Here is a 14,664-nt window from a genome sequence, read left to right as displayed (position 1 = left end):
TGATCCGCAAACTCAGGTTTCTTTATGGACATGTCTAATATCCACCAGATATATCCTAACAACTACCAGACATGTTCTAACGTCTACCAGATATGTTCTAACATCAATCAGATACGTCCTAACGTCTGTGAGATATGTCCTAACGTCTGTGAGATACGTCCTAACACTTGTGAGATACGTCCTAACGTCTGTGAGATGTCTCCTAACACCTGAGAGATGTCTCCTAACACCTGTGAAATATGTCCTAACATCTGTGAGATATGTCCTAACATCTGTGAGATGATTCCTAACACCTGTGACATGACTCTCGACATATATGAGATTACTCCCGACACCTGTGAGATATGTTCTAATGTCTGTGAGATACGTCCTAACGCCTGTGAGATGACTCCCGACATATATGAGATGACTCCTCACACCTGTGAGATATGTCCTAACATAATACCTATGAGATATGTTCTGACGCTCTCAAGGCAAAATACCATTGCATTGAAACAAAACCCAATTGCAACCCATCAAAATGTCATTGTACACCAACAAAACCTCTTTGCACCTAATCAATCGTGAATTGCGAAGGTGCAAAACCCTATTGTAAGAAATCAATCATAAAATGCGTTAAAACAAACCCCCATTGCATCTCAATATTCGCATTTTGCGATAGCTTAATCGTGCATCGAAAGTCCACAATCACCAAAAGTGAAACCCTAAGAATGCGAAATTTTTGAATGTTCACTATTTGATTTTGAATACTTGCTTTTAATATCGAATGCACCTAGTTATGCTTATAGTACAACATATTATCAATAAAAAATCCAACACAATCTCAAATATTAATTGAGTTTGTGTTGGAACAAAATGCTTTTGGGGTTGAATTAAAGAAAGAACATAATTTACATAATAGTTGTTTTCTTTATTATATCATTTGAACGCATTAGTATTTCTACGTATTGTGCTCTGCGGTATGCAAAAGGATCCTTAAGGTTTTTCTTAGCAAGTTTTCCACGGAAATCTTCAATATTTTTGTACCCCTTACTATCCATCCAAGCTTCTAATTCATTGAGTATGGTTGTTATCTGACCAACACCATTCTGATAAATTGTACTTACAACTTCAAATGCAGTTGCACCAGCCAGTAGCATTTTTATAGCATCGGTGGAATTCATTATGCCAGAGCAGCTACAAATATCAGCAACAATGTTTTTATAAAGCAGACCTGTGAACTGAAGTGTTAATCGCGAGTCGTTACTTGTGCTGAGGTAGAGTGTTTGGGTTAATTCCTCTTTTTCAATATCAATATCAGGTTGAAATAATCGGTTGAAAATTACAAAGCTATTAACCTCCTTACCATCCATTTGTTTGATAACATCCAATGGGTTTGTATAGAATGGGCTAAGTTTAACGCTAATAGGTATTTTAAGTGCTTTCCTTACATCTTGAAGAATGTTAAGCTGCGATTGAATTATTGTTTTTCCATCAACCTCAAAATCTTTTGGGGTGGTATAAAAATTCAGCTCAATACCATCAACCCCCGTTTTTTCAATCTCAATAGCGTATTCAGCCCATGTATCGGCATGAATGGCATTTAAACTGGCTATTACGGGAATTTTAATTGTTTCTTTTGCATTTCTAAGCTTTAAAAGATGCTCTTTTGTACCAGCATGTTTTAGGGTAGGGAAGAGGTTGACCATTTCAGCATGGCGTTCGGTATACTCGTCGAGTTCATTTTGTAACTCAAGCTCTTCGAGCTGAATTTGCTCCTCAAAAAGTGATTTAACAACTATTGCACCTGCGCCAGCATTTTCAATAGCTTTTAGTACTTCCAAATCGGAGGTAAGGGACGATGCTCCTACAATCAACGGATTTTTAAGGTCAAGTCCCATGTAGGTTGTTTTTAGTTGTGTCATGGCCATGGTGTTTTAAGTAATTATTTTATTGCTATTGAAGTTTAAGCAAGTTCTTTTGCCTATCATTTATCATCTATATAATAAACATTAATTACTTGAAAAAGTTTATTGTTAAAGCAAAGAATAATTAAGAAACACTATTGAACTGAGGAGAATATACTTTTAATCAGACTGTCAATACTTCTTGCCCATTTATAATCGGTAAAATTTTGCCCATTTACTGCAATAACAATTTTTTTATCGGGAGCAATATAAATGAATTGATCTCCATATCCTGCGGCATAAATCAATGGCATGCCATCGGGTTGGGTTGTAACCCACCAATGTAAACCATACCCTGCTTTATCGCTTTTTGATTCAATTCTCGTAGATTTTTCAATCCAATCATTCGATATAACTTGATAATCGCCCCAACATCCATGATTACATATTAATGTGCCAAATCTTGCCATATCTCGTGTAGTTAGGTATAGACCACCCCAAGCGGGAATACCGTTATTTGCATATGTATCCCAGTGATAATTTTTTATCCCTAGAGGTTCAAAAAGGTAGTTTTTTACCAACCATTCAAAATTATGAGATGATAACTTGCAAAGTATTTTTTCTATAACCTGCGAATTCCCACTATTATATGAAAACTTGGTGCTCGGTTTACATTCATTATTGAGTTTTAATGTATATTCTACCCAGTTCTGTCTACTTTGGCTAAGCTCAATTAGAGCGTTTCCAGCGTAAGAATAATGAGTGGTCCACTCATCCCATTGTAAACCGGTAGTTTGGTTTAGAAGATTTCTGATGGTTATTCTTTTTTTAATAGTATCTTTTTCAAATATTGATTTGTATTCAGGAAAAAACGTCCAGATAGGAGTATCAATTGAATTTAAATATCCTTTATCAATGCAAATACCAGTAATCAAAGATGTAACACTTTTGGTAACAGAACTAATTGGATGTAATGTGCTAGGATTATTAAATCCGTAATACTGCTCAAATAGTACTTTTGATTTTGCAAGTATTACGATTCCTGATATTTTGCCATACTCACCATTTCTTAGGTATTCATTAATCCTCTTTAATGTATCGGGATTAAGAGTATATGATTTCTCAATGGATTGAGCTTGTGCTGCAATGGTTATACCGACGAATAATATTATGGTTTGAATAAGTTTATGCTTAGCTATTAGCAAAATATTCATACGATGGAGAGTGATTTAATCAATAAATATAAGGCTTTTTTAAGATTAAATTCAATACAGTTTTATTAGTAGACCAAAAAATTATATGTAAGTTCCTGTGTTTATTTAAAGTAATTGAGTTGGAGGATTATTTTGTTGTGTTTCTTTAACTATTTTTGTGGTCTTATTTTTAAGAATGAGAAAAGTTTTTTTTGCAATTATTCCGCTGGTATTTATACTGTTAGTTACATCAAATGATGCATACGCTACATTTAGAGCCGATAGCCTTTATATAAAACCATTTTCAAGAAAATTTTCAACCCGTATCCTTTTCGGACTAAAGGAACTTTCAATTAGCATAAGTAGTAGTTCCAAATTAATGAGTAAATCCCCATCGATTATTTTTAAACCAAACAATGGAATTATTGGAGGTGTAGGGATATCTTTTAGAAATATACAACTTAGCTATTACTTTAAATTACCTGGAACGGAACTTGATATAAATAAGTATGGAAGGTCATCAATTTTTGATTATCAGGTTAATATAACCAATAGGTTTTTTTATATCTCAGGTTTTCATCGAACTTATAAAGGATTCTATGTTTCAAATCCCGAGGAATCATATTCTGGTTGGACTGAGGAAATGCCATACCCCAAGCGATCAGATATTGATTATACAACTGAGGGAATTGAAACAATTATAAACTTAAATCCCCATAGATACTCACTTAATGCTTCAATTAAATTAACAGAGCAGCAACTTAGGAGTGTATTTTCAACCTTACTTTATGCTAACTATTCATTAACAAGCGTAAGTGCAGATTCTTCGCTGATTCCAAATCAACTACAAAGTTATTTTTTTGAAGGAAAGCAATTATATCAAAGCAATTTTTCAGGATGGACAGTTATGCCAGGAATATCATATAGCCTTGCAAAAAGTAAATGGTTTTTTAATCCAATCTTTTTTGCTGGGCTTGGCTACATGAAGAAGGAATTGCTTTTTGTCAATCAGGGTTATAGTGATTATAAGGACTACTATTTTAGAATCAACTTTAGGTTAAATCTGGGTTATAACAATAAAGTTTTTTTTGCAGGAACTTTTGTAGAATGGAATGAACAGTTTCTCCCAGAAAAGAATTTGATGATAAAAACAGAGAACTTTAACCTAATGCTTATGTTTGGTTATAGATTTTAGAGACCCTTAAACACCTTATATATTCTCTCCAAAACTTCTTCCACCATACTTCTAGGGCAGGCAATGTTCATACGTTGGAAACCTATTCCTTGCTCACCAAATACGCTACCTTTATTTAAGCCAACCTCTGCTTTATTGACAAGTAAATCGTTAATCTTTTCATCGTCTAAACCAAAATTACGAAAATCAAGCCAGAGAAGATAGGTTCCTTGAAGTTCAGCGAGCTTAATTTTAGGTAATTTATCCTTTAGGTAAGTTTCAACAAGCTGTGCATTACCATTAATGTACTCAAGAACTTCATCTAACCAAATTTCACCTTCTGGGCTGTAGGCAGCTTTAACTGATTCAAAACCGAAAATGTTCCCCATTCCCGCCCCAGTAACCTCTAGTGCATGGTTATACTTTTTAAGCAGCACTTTATTTGCTATGATAGCATGACCTGTAAAAAGTCCGGCAAGATTGAACGTTTTACTTGTTGATGCAAATGTGATAGAGTTCATTAGGAACTCCTCACTCAAACTTGCAAAAGGAATATGTAAATTAGGTTTTATGATCAGATCGGAGTGTATCTCGTCCGAAACAATAAGGATATTATGCCTACAACATATTTCGCCTAACCTTACAAGTTCATCTCTATTCCACACCCTACCAACCGGGTTATGTGGGTTTGAGATAATAATCATTTTTGCGCCTTGCGATGCAACCTCTTCTAGGTGTTCGAAATCCATTGTATACTTCATATCCAAACCAATCAAAGGGTTTGGCCGAAGAATACGACTGTTATTATATATTGTTGAAAAGAATGGATGGTAAACCGGAGTTTGAATTATTATTTTATCTCCAGGTTTTGTGAAGGCTTGTATTGCATGATTAAGACCCGAAACTACCCCTGCGCATATACTTATTGAATCTGGATCAATAGCCCAAGAATGACGCTTTGCATTCCACCACACAATTGAATCATTAAATACTTTATCGCGGATGGTATAACCAAGCATTGGGTGCTTTATTCTTTCAGCTAATGCATCAAGGATGAAATCAGGGGTGGGTATATCCATATCAGCAACCCACATAGGTAAAACCTTGCTATTGCCAAAAACCGATTGCCTTAAATCGTATTTTACGCAAGAGGTATTTTCCCTATTGATAACTCTATCGAAATTGTAATATCCCATAAAAAAAATCAGTTTTCCTTGCACTTAAAACTTAGCAATGAAGGAAAACTGATGGCTATTTTGTTAAAACTATTTCTTTGCAGAAAGGTTGCTTAGTTTTGAGAAAGAATCATCAACTGCAGCCAGTAAATCAACGTTAATTGCTTTGTAATGAGACTTAATCTGTTTTGAATCAAAACTTTTATCGGGATTGTTAACCCTGCTAATAAAATTATTCCTTTTTTCAACGATTGAACCAATGATTCCAATCACATTATCCCTATTCTTTTCTCCATGAATCAACAGGTATGTATAGCAATCGCTGATAACTTCACCAACAAGGTAATCAACATCTTTCTTAATTTCTCTTTTGTTTGCCATGATGTATATGTTTTAAAATTGAACTGCAAAATTAGTATTTTCTGATAACCAAAGTTGAATAGCTGCTATAAACTATTCTTTTGTTTTAAAAAAACAAAAAATATATTTATAAAACATTGTTATTTAATATATTAAACTTAGCTAGAAATGGAATAAAAAAGAGTAGCGGGGTGAAGGTAAATATTAAACCTATTAGGTGTATGGTATACATCTGTATGGTAGCATCACTTCTGGGAGTTCAAAGAGAATGACACCTTCATTGAGCAGATCCTCATCATCTTGGTGATAGTTCCATATTACTTCAACGCTTATCCCATTACTTCTAAAATTTGAGATTTTACGCATTATTTCCCGAAGGTATTTATATGATGATGAGTTAATATATTTAAAATTAAGGTCTACAATGATTTTGGTCGATTCTTTATCCTTAATTTCTTCATAAAACTCATCGAGCCAGTTGAGCACGCGCATGTAAAATTCCTTTGCATTCTCTGGGTGAGAAATACCTGAAATAGAAAATATTTTACTCTCTGAGTCAAGAAAAATCTCAGGGGTATCAATAGCAGCATCTATTTTAAGTGATTTCATTCCTTGTAATTTCATTAATGTAAATATAAATATTTTAATCTTCTATAACAAGGTTTATTCGGTTAAGGTTACATACCATTTGATTAAAGATTCGATTTTGTGACTAAACTGCTACTTAGGTTAGACTAATTTATTGTAGAAATTTCTTCTAGTATTTGGTGATTATGGCGTTTATTAGTAATCTAAATATCAGTCTAATATGTTTTTTTTACATTTTATTTGAATATTTAACACTAAATAATGACTGTTTTTGGTTTTGTTAGCGTATTTTTACAACTAGTTTAAAACCTGATTTTTGAGCAACTTGGATATCTACGTGGAGTTTTTTGTTTAATGGGTTTGTCATCCTATGTTGCTTAAAAGATTTTTGTTCTTCGTTTAATTTTTTTGTGTGTTTGGGAAAAGGAGGTCTTTGGGCCTCCTTTTTAATTTGCTGCAAATATATAGATATTTTTATAGTCTTTCATTTCCGTATTAAAGTAAGATGTTTTTGTACTATTTTTTAAAAATAAAGTATACTGCAAGGATAAGAAATACAAAACCAATTAAATGATTTGTTCGAAAAGTTTCAGCTTTGAATGCTATCATTGAAAACCCCATAAAGACTATAAGAGTAATTACTTCTTGTATAACTTTTAGCTCAACTAGACTGAAAGGACCCCCATTGTCTTTAAAACCAATTCTATTTGCAGGTACTTGGAAGAAATACTCAAATAAAGCGATTGACCAGCTGATGAGTACAACCGCAATTAAACCGAGATTTTCGAACCATTTCATCTCTTTAAACTTCAGATGCCCATACCAAGCCAATGTCATGAATGTATTTGATAATACTAGCAGGCCTATTGTATAAATTGCTTTCATCTCCAAAAATTAAGATGCAAATCTAAAAAATGATTCTTATTGAGGGAGGGTTAAATCTCTATAAGTTTTAAATTTGTTGGATAAACATAACCTATGGCTTTAAAAAGAGTTTATAATCTATTGGTGCTTCTATTTCCAATTGTGTATTTTTTCCATAATCTTGAGGAATGGGTTGTTTTTAGGATGAAAGCTTCGGATATATACCAATTAATCCCTAAGCATGTTAGCTCATTCTTACCCAATAATTCTAAAGAACTATCTTTCATTTTTGGCATTGCCGTAGTGGTTGCAACAGTATTACCTATTTTAGTTGCATTCTACCTTTGGGGAAAATTTACTGCTTTTAATGCCAAAATACTGGTAATTGTTGCTTTTGCCACTTTAGTGAACTCCATATCTCATATTTCTTCATCTTTTGCTTTGGGGTTTATATCTCCAGGTTTAATTACTGCCTTATTGCTGTGTATCCCTTATGCTGTAGGGGTTACTATTTTTTTTGCTAAGCACTTTTCTGTTGGTATAAAGCAATATCTGCTTTTAGGTATTGTTTCAATTGGCGTTTACCTCTTTGCTATTGTTGTTTCGTGGTTTTTGGCAGTGCAGATTTATAGTTTTTTTTAGTTTAGTCAACCTTATAGTTCGATATTAATAGTTCAAATATTTCGCCTCTCTTTGATGATACTGAATTGATTTTACGTGTTGCCTTAACGCGTTTTATATTGAAATCTTTATAAAGATTATCGAAGTACTCATTTTCAGTATCAAAATTCTTTACATCGGAATTACTAAGTAGCCAGTAATGACCCAATGTGCCAATTCTAACACAAAAGTCTTTAAGTCGTTCTTGCTCAGTATCGTCAAATTTATATTTATCGTATGCATTAAATGACGATGATTGGCTAATAGGTTTATAGGGAGGATCGATGTAAAAAAAGGCATTTGGGGATTCGATATGGGATAATACTTCCGAATAATCTACGTTTAGAATAGTGACCTTTTGGAGTAGTTGGCTATCGCACAGAATGGTTTGTGTATCGCAAATCTTCGGTTTACTATATTTTCCGAATGGAACATTAAATTCCCCTTTGCTATTTACCCTATATAAGCCATTATAACAGGTTCGGTTCATAAATATAAGTAGGGTAGTACTCTGAATGGAATTTAGGTTTCGGGCATTGAATTTATCCCTTTGAACTAAAAAAAAGGCCTTACGATCCATTTCACTTTTTAGCGAAAAATATTTATCCTGAATTGAACCTAATTTCTTTATTAGATTTTCAGGTTCTTTTTTGATTACGTTGTAAGCATTAAATAGATCTGGGTTGATATCATTTACTACAGCTTTCTTTGTGTTTGGGTACGATTGTAAAAACCTGAAAAGTAAAGCACCGCTACCTATAAAAGGTTCAACATATACTAGGTTTTCAGAAGTTTTCAGGTATCCTGGCAAGGAACTACTAATTAAATTAATTAGCTGGGCTTTGCCACCAGCCCATTTCAGAAAGGGTTTTGCACTACATTTTTTATTATCCAACATATCATTTATAAAACCAACCCAAAAATAGCATAAAAAAGGATAGAGTGAATAGCTGAGTAAATCAATAAAAAAATAAGAGCCGGAACAATTTCCGACTCCTATTTTTTATGTGGAACTATTGAATGATCTATTCAAGCCTTGCATTTCCGTACCTAACGGTAATATCAACCTTTGATTTTGTGTTTTCATCGCTACCTACTAGACCATCGATTTCGGTATGGGATGAACTTTCGGATCTATTCACCCTACCTTGCGAATTGAATTTAATATTTCCATAGGAAGCATTGGCATTTAAAATGTATGAGGCTGATGGATCTATACCTGCATAAATACCTGTATAACTGCCATTGAACTTTATGCTTTCGAAATTCGCTGGTATTTTATCAATTCTTACATCACCATATTTTACTGTAAGATCTAGTTTTTTAGTGAGTTCCTCAAATCGATAGGTTGCATAAGCGCCTTCGCCAACAAAGTTTGAGATTGTTCCTATTGAGTATGTATCGTATTTTGACTCTGATACTATGGAACTTACCTGATCTATAATAACTTTAGAGTATTTACTTACAAGTACAATGGCTTTTGCTTTAACAACATTCAGTTTCCCATATTTTAAATCAACCTTAAACCAATTTACCTCGTCAATAGTTGCGTTGCCATATCCAAGTGTTAATGAATTGAGTGGATCGTTATTACCTCGAAAAATCCTATTAGCCTTGAGGTTTCCGTACCTAAGTTCAATTTTACATTTACCAGTTAGTTCATTAATAAAGATATCCCCATACCTATTAGCAATATCAAGGTTGGTCTGCTTTGGCATCTTCACCTCCCAATCGATGCTAAAATCTTTTGAATCGCTATCGAATAGTTTGTTCCAAGGCTTCATAAAGTCTTCATCGATTTTTGTGATTGCGCTAATATTATCGCCTATTTGGTTAATCTCAATATTTATAGCTTTTAGTAATCGTGCTGTTTTCTCACTTTCCGGGTAATCAACTTTGATTTCGATTGTGATTGAAATGCTGTTTTTATCCCAATTTTCAATATTCATTTGACCAAAACGATTTTCGAGGTATACATTCGAATTAGGTGTAAGTGAAAACTCTTTTTGATACGTTTTGGCAACTTTATCTTGACCTACTATAACAGTACTAGTTATGAGCAGAGTAAGAAGAAGTACGGATAGTAATTTTATTGATTTCATAATCCTATATTTTTTTTAAGACAAATGTTTAACTATTATTGGTTATTGACTTGACTAAACTTTTGTAAGGTTTTAAGTATTTGATCGAGCATATCAATTCTTGTCTGATATTGCTGAATCATTGCGCTAACCACTCTTTCTTGTTTAGGGTTATTATTCAAATCCTTTTTTAACAGGTAATAGCCCACGCTCATGTCAATAATTGCTTTATTAACTTCAGATTCAACCTCTGGCGATGAAACTTTTTTAAGAGAGTTGATTTGGTTGTATCTTTCGTTAATCTGACCAATGTAGTAGTCCTCAGCCTCCTTAAGTTCAGGTGAAATGGAACTCAGCGTAAGTTCTTTTTTACTAAAGATTTCAGAATAAGAATTATTGAAAAGGAGTCCCAATGTCCCAGTAAGGATTATACCTGCGATTGCGGCTGCTGCAGCAACCATAAACAGGTTAACTTTTCGGGCAGGTTTGCGGGCTTCCAATTTTTGCCGGAACCTATCGAAGTGTCCATCCATAGGCTCTTTCGAATCGAAAGAATCATGGTTTTCGTGGATATACTTCTCAAGACTTTCCATTATTATTTGGTTTTTGGTTTGTTTTTTATTATTTCAATAAGTTTTTGTTTTGCTCTTGCCAGCTGTGAGCGTGATGTTGATGCTGTAATACTAAGCATGCATGCAATTTCCTCGTGTTCATATTCCTCAATCAGATGAAGGGTTAACACTAATTTATACCCTTCGGGTAGTTTTTCAATCGCATCTTTAACCCGCTCTAGGGTTTCAGCATTGTAGTCGCTTTCTTCTGTTGATTCAACTTTTACATTGTAAGCTTCTTCAATTGGCATGAACGATAAGCGGCGTTTTTTTAATGCGTCAATTGAAGAGTTAACTACAATCCTTCGCAACCAGGCTCCAAAGCTAACCTCATTCCTATAGGTCGAAATTTTATCAAAGGCTTTAAAGAACGATTCTTGCATTATATCCTCGGCTTCCTGTTCATCTCCCACAATTCTAAGGCTTGCATTGTACATTGCCTTATAGTACAAACGGTAAATTTCGAATTGAGCGTTACTATCTCCAGTACGGCATTGGTTAATTAAATCCTGATGAATATTATTATAAAAGTTTTCTTTGCTCATCGCTCAATTCTGATTTATAGACGGCAATCTTTAGCCGATTGCTGCACTAAACCAATTTTTTTTAAAGAATTGTACAAATATATGGAATTGAATCTAATCATTGGTTGCGATTAAATAATCTTAAATTTGCCGCCTTATTTATATAACTAAGTTACTAGTTTGTTTATTTACAGTATTTTATTCTTTTGCGTTTAATTTTGATTTTAAAGATGATTTTGTATGGATAGGATATCAAATTAAGCTATATCAGCAACTAGTATCTAGCAACCTGCGACAGACAATTTTTTATTAATTTTAACCAAAAGTGTTTAAGGATGAATAAATCATTAAAACAAAAAAATCGAAAATTGCGATTTTTTAATAAGTGGACGAATAAGGGTTACAGCGTTTTTAACAGTTTGAAGATAACGGTTAAAATATGCGTAATCCCTGCGACCTATTCACTTGTTGCAAGTCCAACAGTGGCTATTGCTCAAACTGATACAGTATCAGTAAGCAGGCATCTTGACCTAAAGGAGGTTGTGGTATCCACAAAGCTAAAAGCCGAATCCTACTCAGAGCTGAATAGGGTGGTGCAGGTTGTAACACAAGAGGAGATTCAGCAGATTTCAGCCTCATCGCTACAAGATGTTCTTGAAAAGGTTATAAATGTTGACATTCGACAAAGGGGTGGCAATGGTGTGCAGGGGGATATGACATTCAGAGGAGGTTCTTTCGATCAAGTTTTAGTTCTTTTAAACGGTGTAAATATCACCGATCCACAAACAGGTCATCATAATCTTAATATTCCTATCGACCTGAATTCAATTCAAAGAATAGAGGTTCTTCAAGGACCTGGGGCAAGGGTTCATGGGCCTGGTGCTTTTAGCGGTGCAATAAACGTAATAACCCAACCCGATTCAAAAAATCAAATAAAAATATCGGCTAAAGCAGGTGAATATGGACTCTTTGAAGGAAATCTTCAAGGTTCAGTCAACCTTAAGAATTCAAATACTTTTCTTTCGGTATCAAACAGTAAGTCCAATGGATATATTAAAAATACCGACTATGGGATTACAAACATATTTATTCACTCACTTTTAGCAACGAAATCGGGTAATTTCAACTTTTTTACTGGATTTCAAACAAAGGGATTTGGGGCTAATAGTTTTTATACTCCCAAATACCCGGATCAATATGAAAAAACTAGTTCATTAATCTCATCGCTTGGATTTGAGAGGAAATGGAATCAAAATACGATACAAATTAATACTTACATTAGAAGACATTGGGATAGGTTTGAACTATTTAGGGATACTGTGCCATCTTGGTATAAAAGCCATAATTATCATTTAACAACCGTACTGGGATCTAAATTTCTCTATCGGAAGATGAGCAGATTCGGTAGAACGCAATTAGGTGTTGAGCCACGCAGTGAAGGTATTCTAAGCAATGTACTTGGTGATGCACTTTCGAGTCCTAAGAAGGTTTTTGGTAACGATACCGCTTACTATACAAAAGGAAAAACTAGGTATATTTATAACCTATTTGTAGATCATACCTTCTATTTAAGGAGATTTAACATCTCTACAGGTGCAAATTATTCTTATTGTACTACTTTTCATTCGGAATGGAGTTATGGTTTAGACGTTTCCTATTCAATTGTGGATCAATTGCGGTTATATGCCTCAGCCAATCGTTCGTTTAGGAATCCTACCTTTACGGATTTATACTATGTTGGACCAACAAATTTGGGGAATTCAAACCTAAAACCTGAGTCTGCAATCACCTATGAAGGAGGGTTGAAATCCGATTTCTCTTTTTTATCCGGCTATATCGGATATTTTCATCGAGAGGGAAAAAACATTATCGATTGGATAAAGAAAACCCCGCTTGATACAAAATGGCAAACCGAAAACTATACTTCATTAAATACGGATGGATTAGAAATTTCAACTGTTTCTAATTTAAAAGAGATAATACCTTTACTTAATACTCTTTCCTTGAGTTACTCATATCTTTGGCAGAATAAACATAGTGGGAGTTCTGATTCTTACTATGTTATGGATTACTTAAAGCAGAATTTTCGATTGGGATTAAATCATAAACTTGTGAGTAAACTCACGGCAATGTGGAATTTATCATGGCAGGAGAGGGAAGGAACATATATTAATTTTTCAAGTGGTTCTAGTATTCCATATAAGCCATTCTGGCTAATTGATTTGAAATTGAGTTGGGTCGCTACCAAATATTCAATATATACCGAAGTTTCGAATCTTTTTAATACTAGGTATGTAGATATTGCAAATGTTGAACAGCCTAAAAGATGGATTACAATTGGATTTTCATATAAATTTGTTAGATAAGATTAAAAAAATAGCATACTATTTTGGTGGTATATAATTATCTATGTTATTTTGGGTTTTATAAAACTAAATTTCTTAATACTATGAAAAGAGCAAAAATTATCCTGTTTGGAGTTGTTTTCTTAAGTGCATTAACCTTTGCATCTTGCGGACCAAGGAAAGTTAAAGAATGCAAAGAGGGTGAGAGAAAAGAGTGCTGTGAGAAGAAAAAATCTTGTTGCGAAAAGAAAGATAGCACAAAATGCGATCATGCTAAAGATACCACTAAAACAGAATAGAAGTTTTAGTTTAAAAATGAAAGAGGCTAACCGAGAAGTTAGCCTCTTTCATTTTTAAGGTCGACTGCCAATTGGTGTCGTTATAAATCCTGTTACAACTTTACCCGTATCATAATTCAATTCGGAACCTCTTAAGCTATGAGGTATTGAGAAAACAATGATCATAACAATTGCTGCTAAGAAGCTAATAACAGGTCTTTTTATATTTTTATTTAACAAGACTGCAATTCCCCAGGCAACAAATGCGATAAGCGTTTTATTATCAGTTAGGTCAAAGCCTAATGGAAACCCAGTCCATGCTTGACCAAATGCGTAATACTGAACAATTGGGCCAAAAACAAAACCACCAACCAAAAGGATAATTAGCGTTAATACACCATAATATCTAAATCTATCGTGATTAAAAATTGCCATTGCACCTGTCAAATTTGAAAGTAACATGGCAATAAACATTAGTATTATATGAGGAATTAAAGCCCAAGCAGGGACTGGGTTTTTAAACCGAATCACGCATGGCTCATCCTTTGTAAGTTCTGTTATTTTTTGGCTATTAATATTTTTTAATTCAATGTAATATTCAAGTTTACCAGCAGCGGATTGACTTGGTAGGGATGATGCGAGTTTACCCGATTCAACTGATTTAAAGGGTAGTTGAATCCAATCCTCTTTTTTGGGAAAATGCCTGAAATATAAATTGGCCTCGTAATCGGACGAAATTCCTTCTAAAGTAATTTGACAATCAGTTCCGCTATCGGCACTACGTGGTAGTGACAATTTATTATTTACACCCGAAATCTCATACTTTACAAGTTTTGGGTGAGTGGGACCTGTAATTCGTTGGTAAACCATTGCCCCAAGGGTAATAATTACTGCAAAAAACCAGTACCAAAAAGTTGATTTCATA

The 14,664-nt window shown here is 33.9% G+C and carries 15 protein-coding genes; 4 read left to right on the top strand and 11 right to left on the bottom strand.

Going from position 1 to position 14,664, the window contains the following annotated elements; translation table 11 throughout:
- Positions 1-890 precede the first annotated feature (890 nt).
- Both HOO91_13790 and HOO91_13785 read right to left on the bottom strand, forming a co-directional pair.
- A complete protein-coding gene (locus tag HOO91_13790) occupies positions 891-1,904 on the bottom strand; it encodes a dihydroorotate dehydrogenase-like protein (protein ID NOU18623.1) in 1,014 nt (337 codons plus the stop codon).
- A gap of 137 nt (positions 1,905-2,041) precedes the next feature.
- On the bottom strand, positions 2,042-3,100 hold the full coding sequence (locus HOO91_13785) for a serine hydrolase (protein ID NOU18622.1): 1,059 nt from the start codon (positions 3,098-3,100) through the stop codon (positions 2,042-2,044).
- A gap of 175 nt (positions 3,101-3,275) precedes the next feature.
- Here HOO91_13785 and HOO91_13780 point away from each other — a divergent pair, with 175 nt between their 5' ends.
- The gene (locus tag HOO91_13780; protein ID NOU18621.1) at positions 3,276-4,274 is read left to right on the top strand and encodes a DUF4421 family protein; all 999 of its coding nucleotides are present in this window, start codon (positions 3,276-3,278) and stop codon (positions 4,272-4,274) included.
- Here HOO91_13780 and HOO91_13775 read toward each other — a convergent pair.
- The 4 genes from HOO91_13775 to HOO91_13760 all read right to left on the bottom strand — a co-directional run bounded on the left by HOO91_13775 (position 4,271) and on the right by HOO91_13760 (position 7,261).
- Entirely contained in the window at positions 4,271-5,449 is a 1,179-nt protein-coding gene (locus HOO91_13775; protein ID NOU18620.1) for a putative C-S lyase, read from the bottom strand. The genes HOO91_13780 and HOO91_13775 overlap by 4 nt on opposite strands.
- A 69-nt stretch (positions 5,450-5,518) precedes the next feature.
- Complete coding sequence (locus HOO91_13770; GenBank protein NOU18619.1) at positions 5,519-5,809, bottom strand: hypothetical protein; 291 nt, start codon at positions 5,807-5,809, stop codon at positions 5,519-5,521.
- 192 nt (positions 5,810-6,001) lie between these two features.
- Positions 6,002-6,397 carry a DUF1987 domain-containing protein gene (locus HOO91_13765; GenBank protein ID NOU18618.1) on the bottom strand — a complete coding sequence of 132 codons (396 nt, stop codon included), beginning with the start codon at positions 6,395-6,397 and terminating at the stop codon, positions 6,002-6,004.
- A 495-nt stretch (positions 6,398-6,892) separates the two neighbouring features.
- Positions 6,893-7,261 carry a DMT family protein gene (locus HOO91_13760; GenBank protein ID NOU18617.1) on the bottom strand — a complete coding sequence of 123 codons (369 nt, stop codon included), beginning with the start codon at positions 7,259-7,261 and terminating at the stop codon, positions 6,893-6,895.
- A gap of 93 nt (positions 7,262-7,354) precedes the next feature.
- On the opposite strand from HOO91_13760, the gene HOO91_13755 reads away from it, so the two are divergent.
- On the top strand, positions 7,355-7,882 hold the full coding sequence (locus tag HOO91_13755; GenBank protein ID NOU18616.1) for an HXXEE domain-containing protein: 528 nt from the start codon (positions 7,355-7,357) through the stop codon (positions 7,880-7,882).
- Between the two features lies 1 nt (position 7,883).
- On the opposite strand, the gene HOO91_13750 is transcribed toward HOO91_13755, so the two are convergent.
- The 4 genes from HOO91_13750 to HOO91_13735 all read right to left on the bottom strand — a co-directional run bounded on the left by HOO91_13750 (position 7,884) and on the right by HOO91_13735 (position 11,137).
- Complete coding sequence (locus tag HOO91_13750; protein ID NOU18615.1) at positions 7,884-8,798, bottom strand: Dam family site-specific DNA-(adenine-N6)-methyltransferase; 915 nt, start codon at positions 8,796-8,798, stop codon at positions 7,884-7,886.
- Positions 8,799-8,925: 127 nt separating this feature from the next.
- Positions 8,926-10,002 (bottom strand): hypothetical protein, encoded by a 1,077-nt coding sequence (locus HOO91_13745; GenBank protein ID NOU18614.1) that lies wholly within the window; start codon positions 10,000-10,002, stop codon positions 8,926-8,928.
- A gap of 35 nt (positions 10,003-10,037) precedes the next feature.
- Positions 10,038-10,574, bottom strand: a complete 537-nt coding sequence (locus HOO91_13740; protein NOU18613.1) for a hypothetical protein — start codon at positions 10,572-10,574, stop codon at positions 10,038-10,040.
- A 2-nt stretch (positions 10,575-10,576) separates the two neighbouring features.
- Entirely contained in the window at positions 10,577-11,137 is a 561-nt protein-coding gene (locus HOO91_13735) for an RNA polymerase sigma factor (protein NOU18612.1), read from the bottom strand.
- A gap of 314 nt (positions 11,138-11,451) precedes the next feature.
- Here HOO91_13735 and HOO91_13730 point away from each other — a divergent pair, with 314 nt between their 5' ends.
- Both HOO91_13730 and HOO91_13725 read left to right on the top strand, forming a co-directional pair.
- Positions 11,452-13,482 (top strand): TonB-dependent receptor, encoded by a 2,031-nt coding sequence (locus HOO91_13730; protein NOU18611.1) that lies wholly within the window; start codon positions 11,452-11,454, stop codon positions 13,480-13,482.
- An 83-nt stretch (positions 13,483-13,565) separates the two neighbouring features.
- Entirely contained in the window at positions 13,566-13,760 is a 195-nt protein-coding gene (locus tag HOO91_13725; GenBank protein NOU18610.1) for a hypothetical protein, read from the top strand.
- A gap of 54 nt (positions 13,761-13,814) precedes the next feature.
- Here the strand turns inward: HOO91_13725 and HOO91_13720 are convergent, their stop codons facing one another.
- On the bottom strand, positions 13,815-14,663 hold the full coding sequence (locus HOO91_13720; protein NOU18609.1) for a hypothetical protein: 849 nt from the start codon (positions 14,661-14,663) through the stop codon (positions 13,815-13,817).
- Position 14,664 lies beyond the last annotated feature (1 nt).

It is taken from the genome of Bacteroidales bacterium (assembly GCA_013141385.1).
GTDB lineage: Bacteria > Bacteroidota > Bacteroidia > Bacteroidales > Tenuifilaceae > UBA8529.
Note: the sequence above shows the minus strand (reverse complement) of the source record. Positions and strands in the feature narration are given on the sequence as shown.

Excerpts from the sequence above, each read along its gene's own strand:
- HOO91_13790 (NOU18623.1), bottom strand. The coding sequence starts at position 1,904 with ATGACACAACTAAAAACAACCTACATGGGACTTGACCTTAAAAATCCG.
- HOO91_13785 (NOU18622.1), bottom strand. The coding sequence starts at position 3,100 with ATGAATATTTTGCTAATAGCTAAGCATAAACTTATTCAAACCATAATA.
- HOO91_13780 (NOU18621.1), top strand. The coding sequence starts at position 3,276 with ATGAGAAAAGTTTTTTTTGCAATTATTCCGCTGGTATTTATACTGTTA.
- HOO91_13775 (NOU18620.1), bottom strand. The coding sequence starts at position 5,449 with ATGGGATATTACAATTTCGATAGAGTTATCAATAGGGAAAATACCTCT.
- HOO91_13770 (NOU18619.1), bottom strand. The coding sequence starts at position 5,809 with ATGGCAAACAAAAGAGAAATTAAGAAAGATGTTGATTACCTTGTTGGT.
- HOO91_13765 (NOU18618.1), bottom strand. The coding sequence starts at position 6,397 with ATGAAATCACTTAAAATAGATGCTGCTATTGATACCCCTGAGATTTTT.
- HOO91_13760 (NOU18617.1), bottom strand. The coding sequence starts at position 7,261 with ATGAAAGCAATTTATACAATAGGCCTGCTAGTATTATCAAATACATTC.
- HOO91_13755 (NOU18616.1), top strand. The coding sequence starts at position 7,355 with ATGGCTTTAAAAAGAGTTTATAATCTATTGGTGCTTCTATTTCCAATT.
- HOO91_13750 (NOU18615.1), bottom strand. The coding sequence starts at position 8,798 with ATGTTGGATAATAAAAAATGTAGTGCAAAACCCTTTCTGAAATGGGCT.
- HOO91_13745 (NOU18614.1), bottom strand. The coding sequence starts at position 10,002 with ATGAAATCAATAAAATTACTATCCGTACTTCTTCTTACTCTGCTCATA.
- HOO91_13740 (NOU18613.1), bottom strand. The coding sequence starts at position 10,574 with ATGGAAAGTCTTGAGAAGTATATCCACGAAAACCATGATTCTTTCGAT.
- HOO91_13735 (NOU18612.1), bottom strand. The coding sequence starts at position 11,137 with ATGAGCAAAGAAAACTTTTATAATAATATTCATCAGGATTTAATTAAC.
- HOO91_13730 (NOU18611.1), top strand. The coding sequence starts at position 11,452 with ATGAATAAATCATTAAAACAAAAAAATCGAAAATTGCGATTTTTTAAT.
- HOO91_13725 (NOU18610.1), top strand. The coding sequence starts at position 13,566 with ATGAAAAGAGCAAAAATTATCCTGTTTGGAGTTGTTTTCTTAAGTGCA.
- HOO91_13720 (NOU18609.1), bottom strand. The coding sequence starts at position 14,663 with ATGAAATCAACTTTTTGGTACTGGTTTTTTGCAGTAATTATTACCCTT.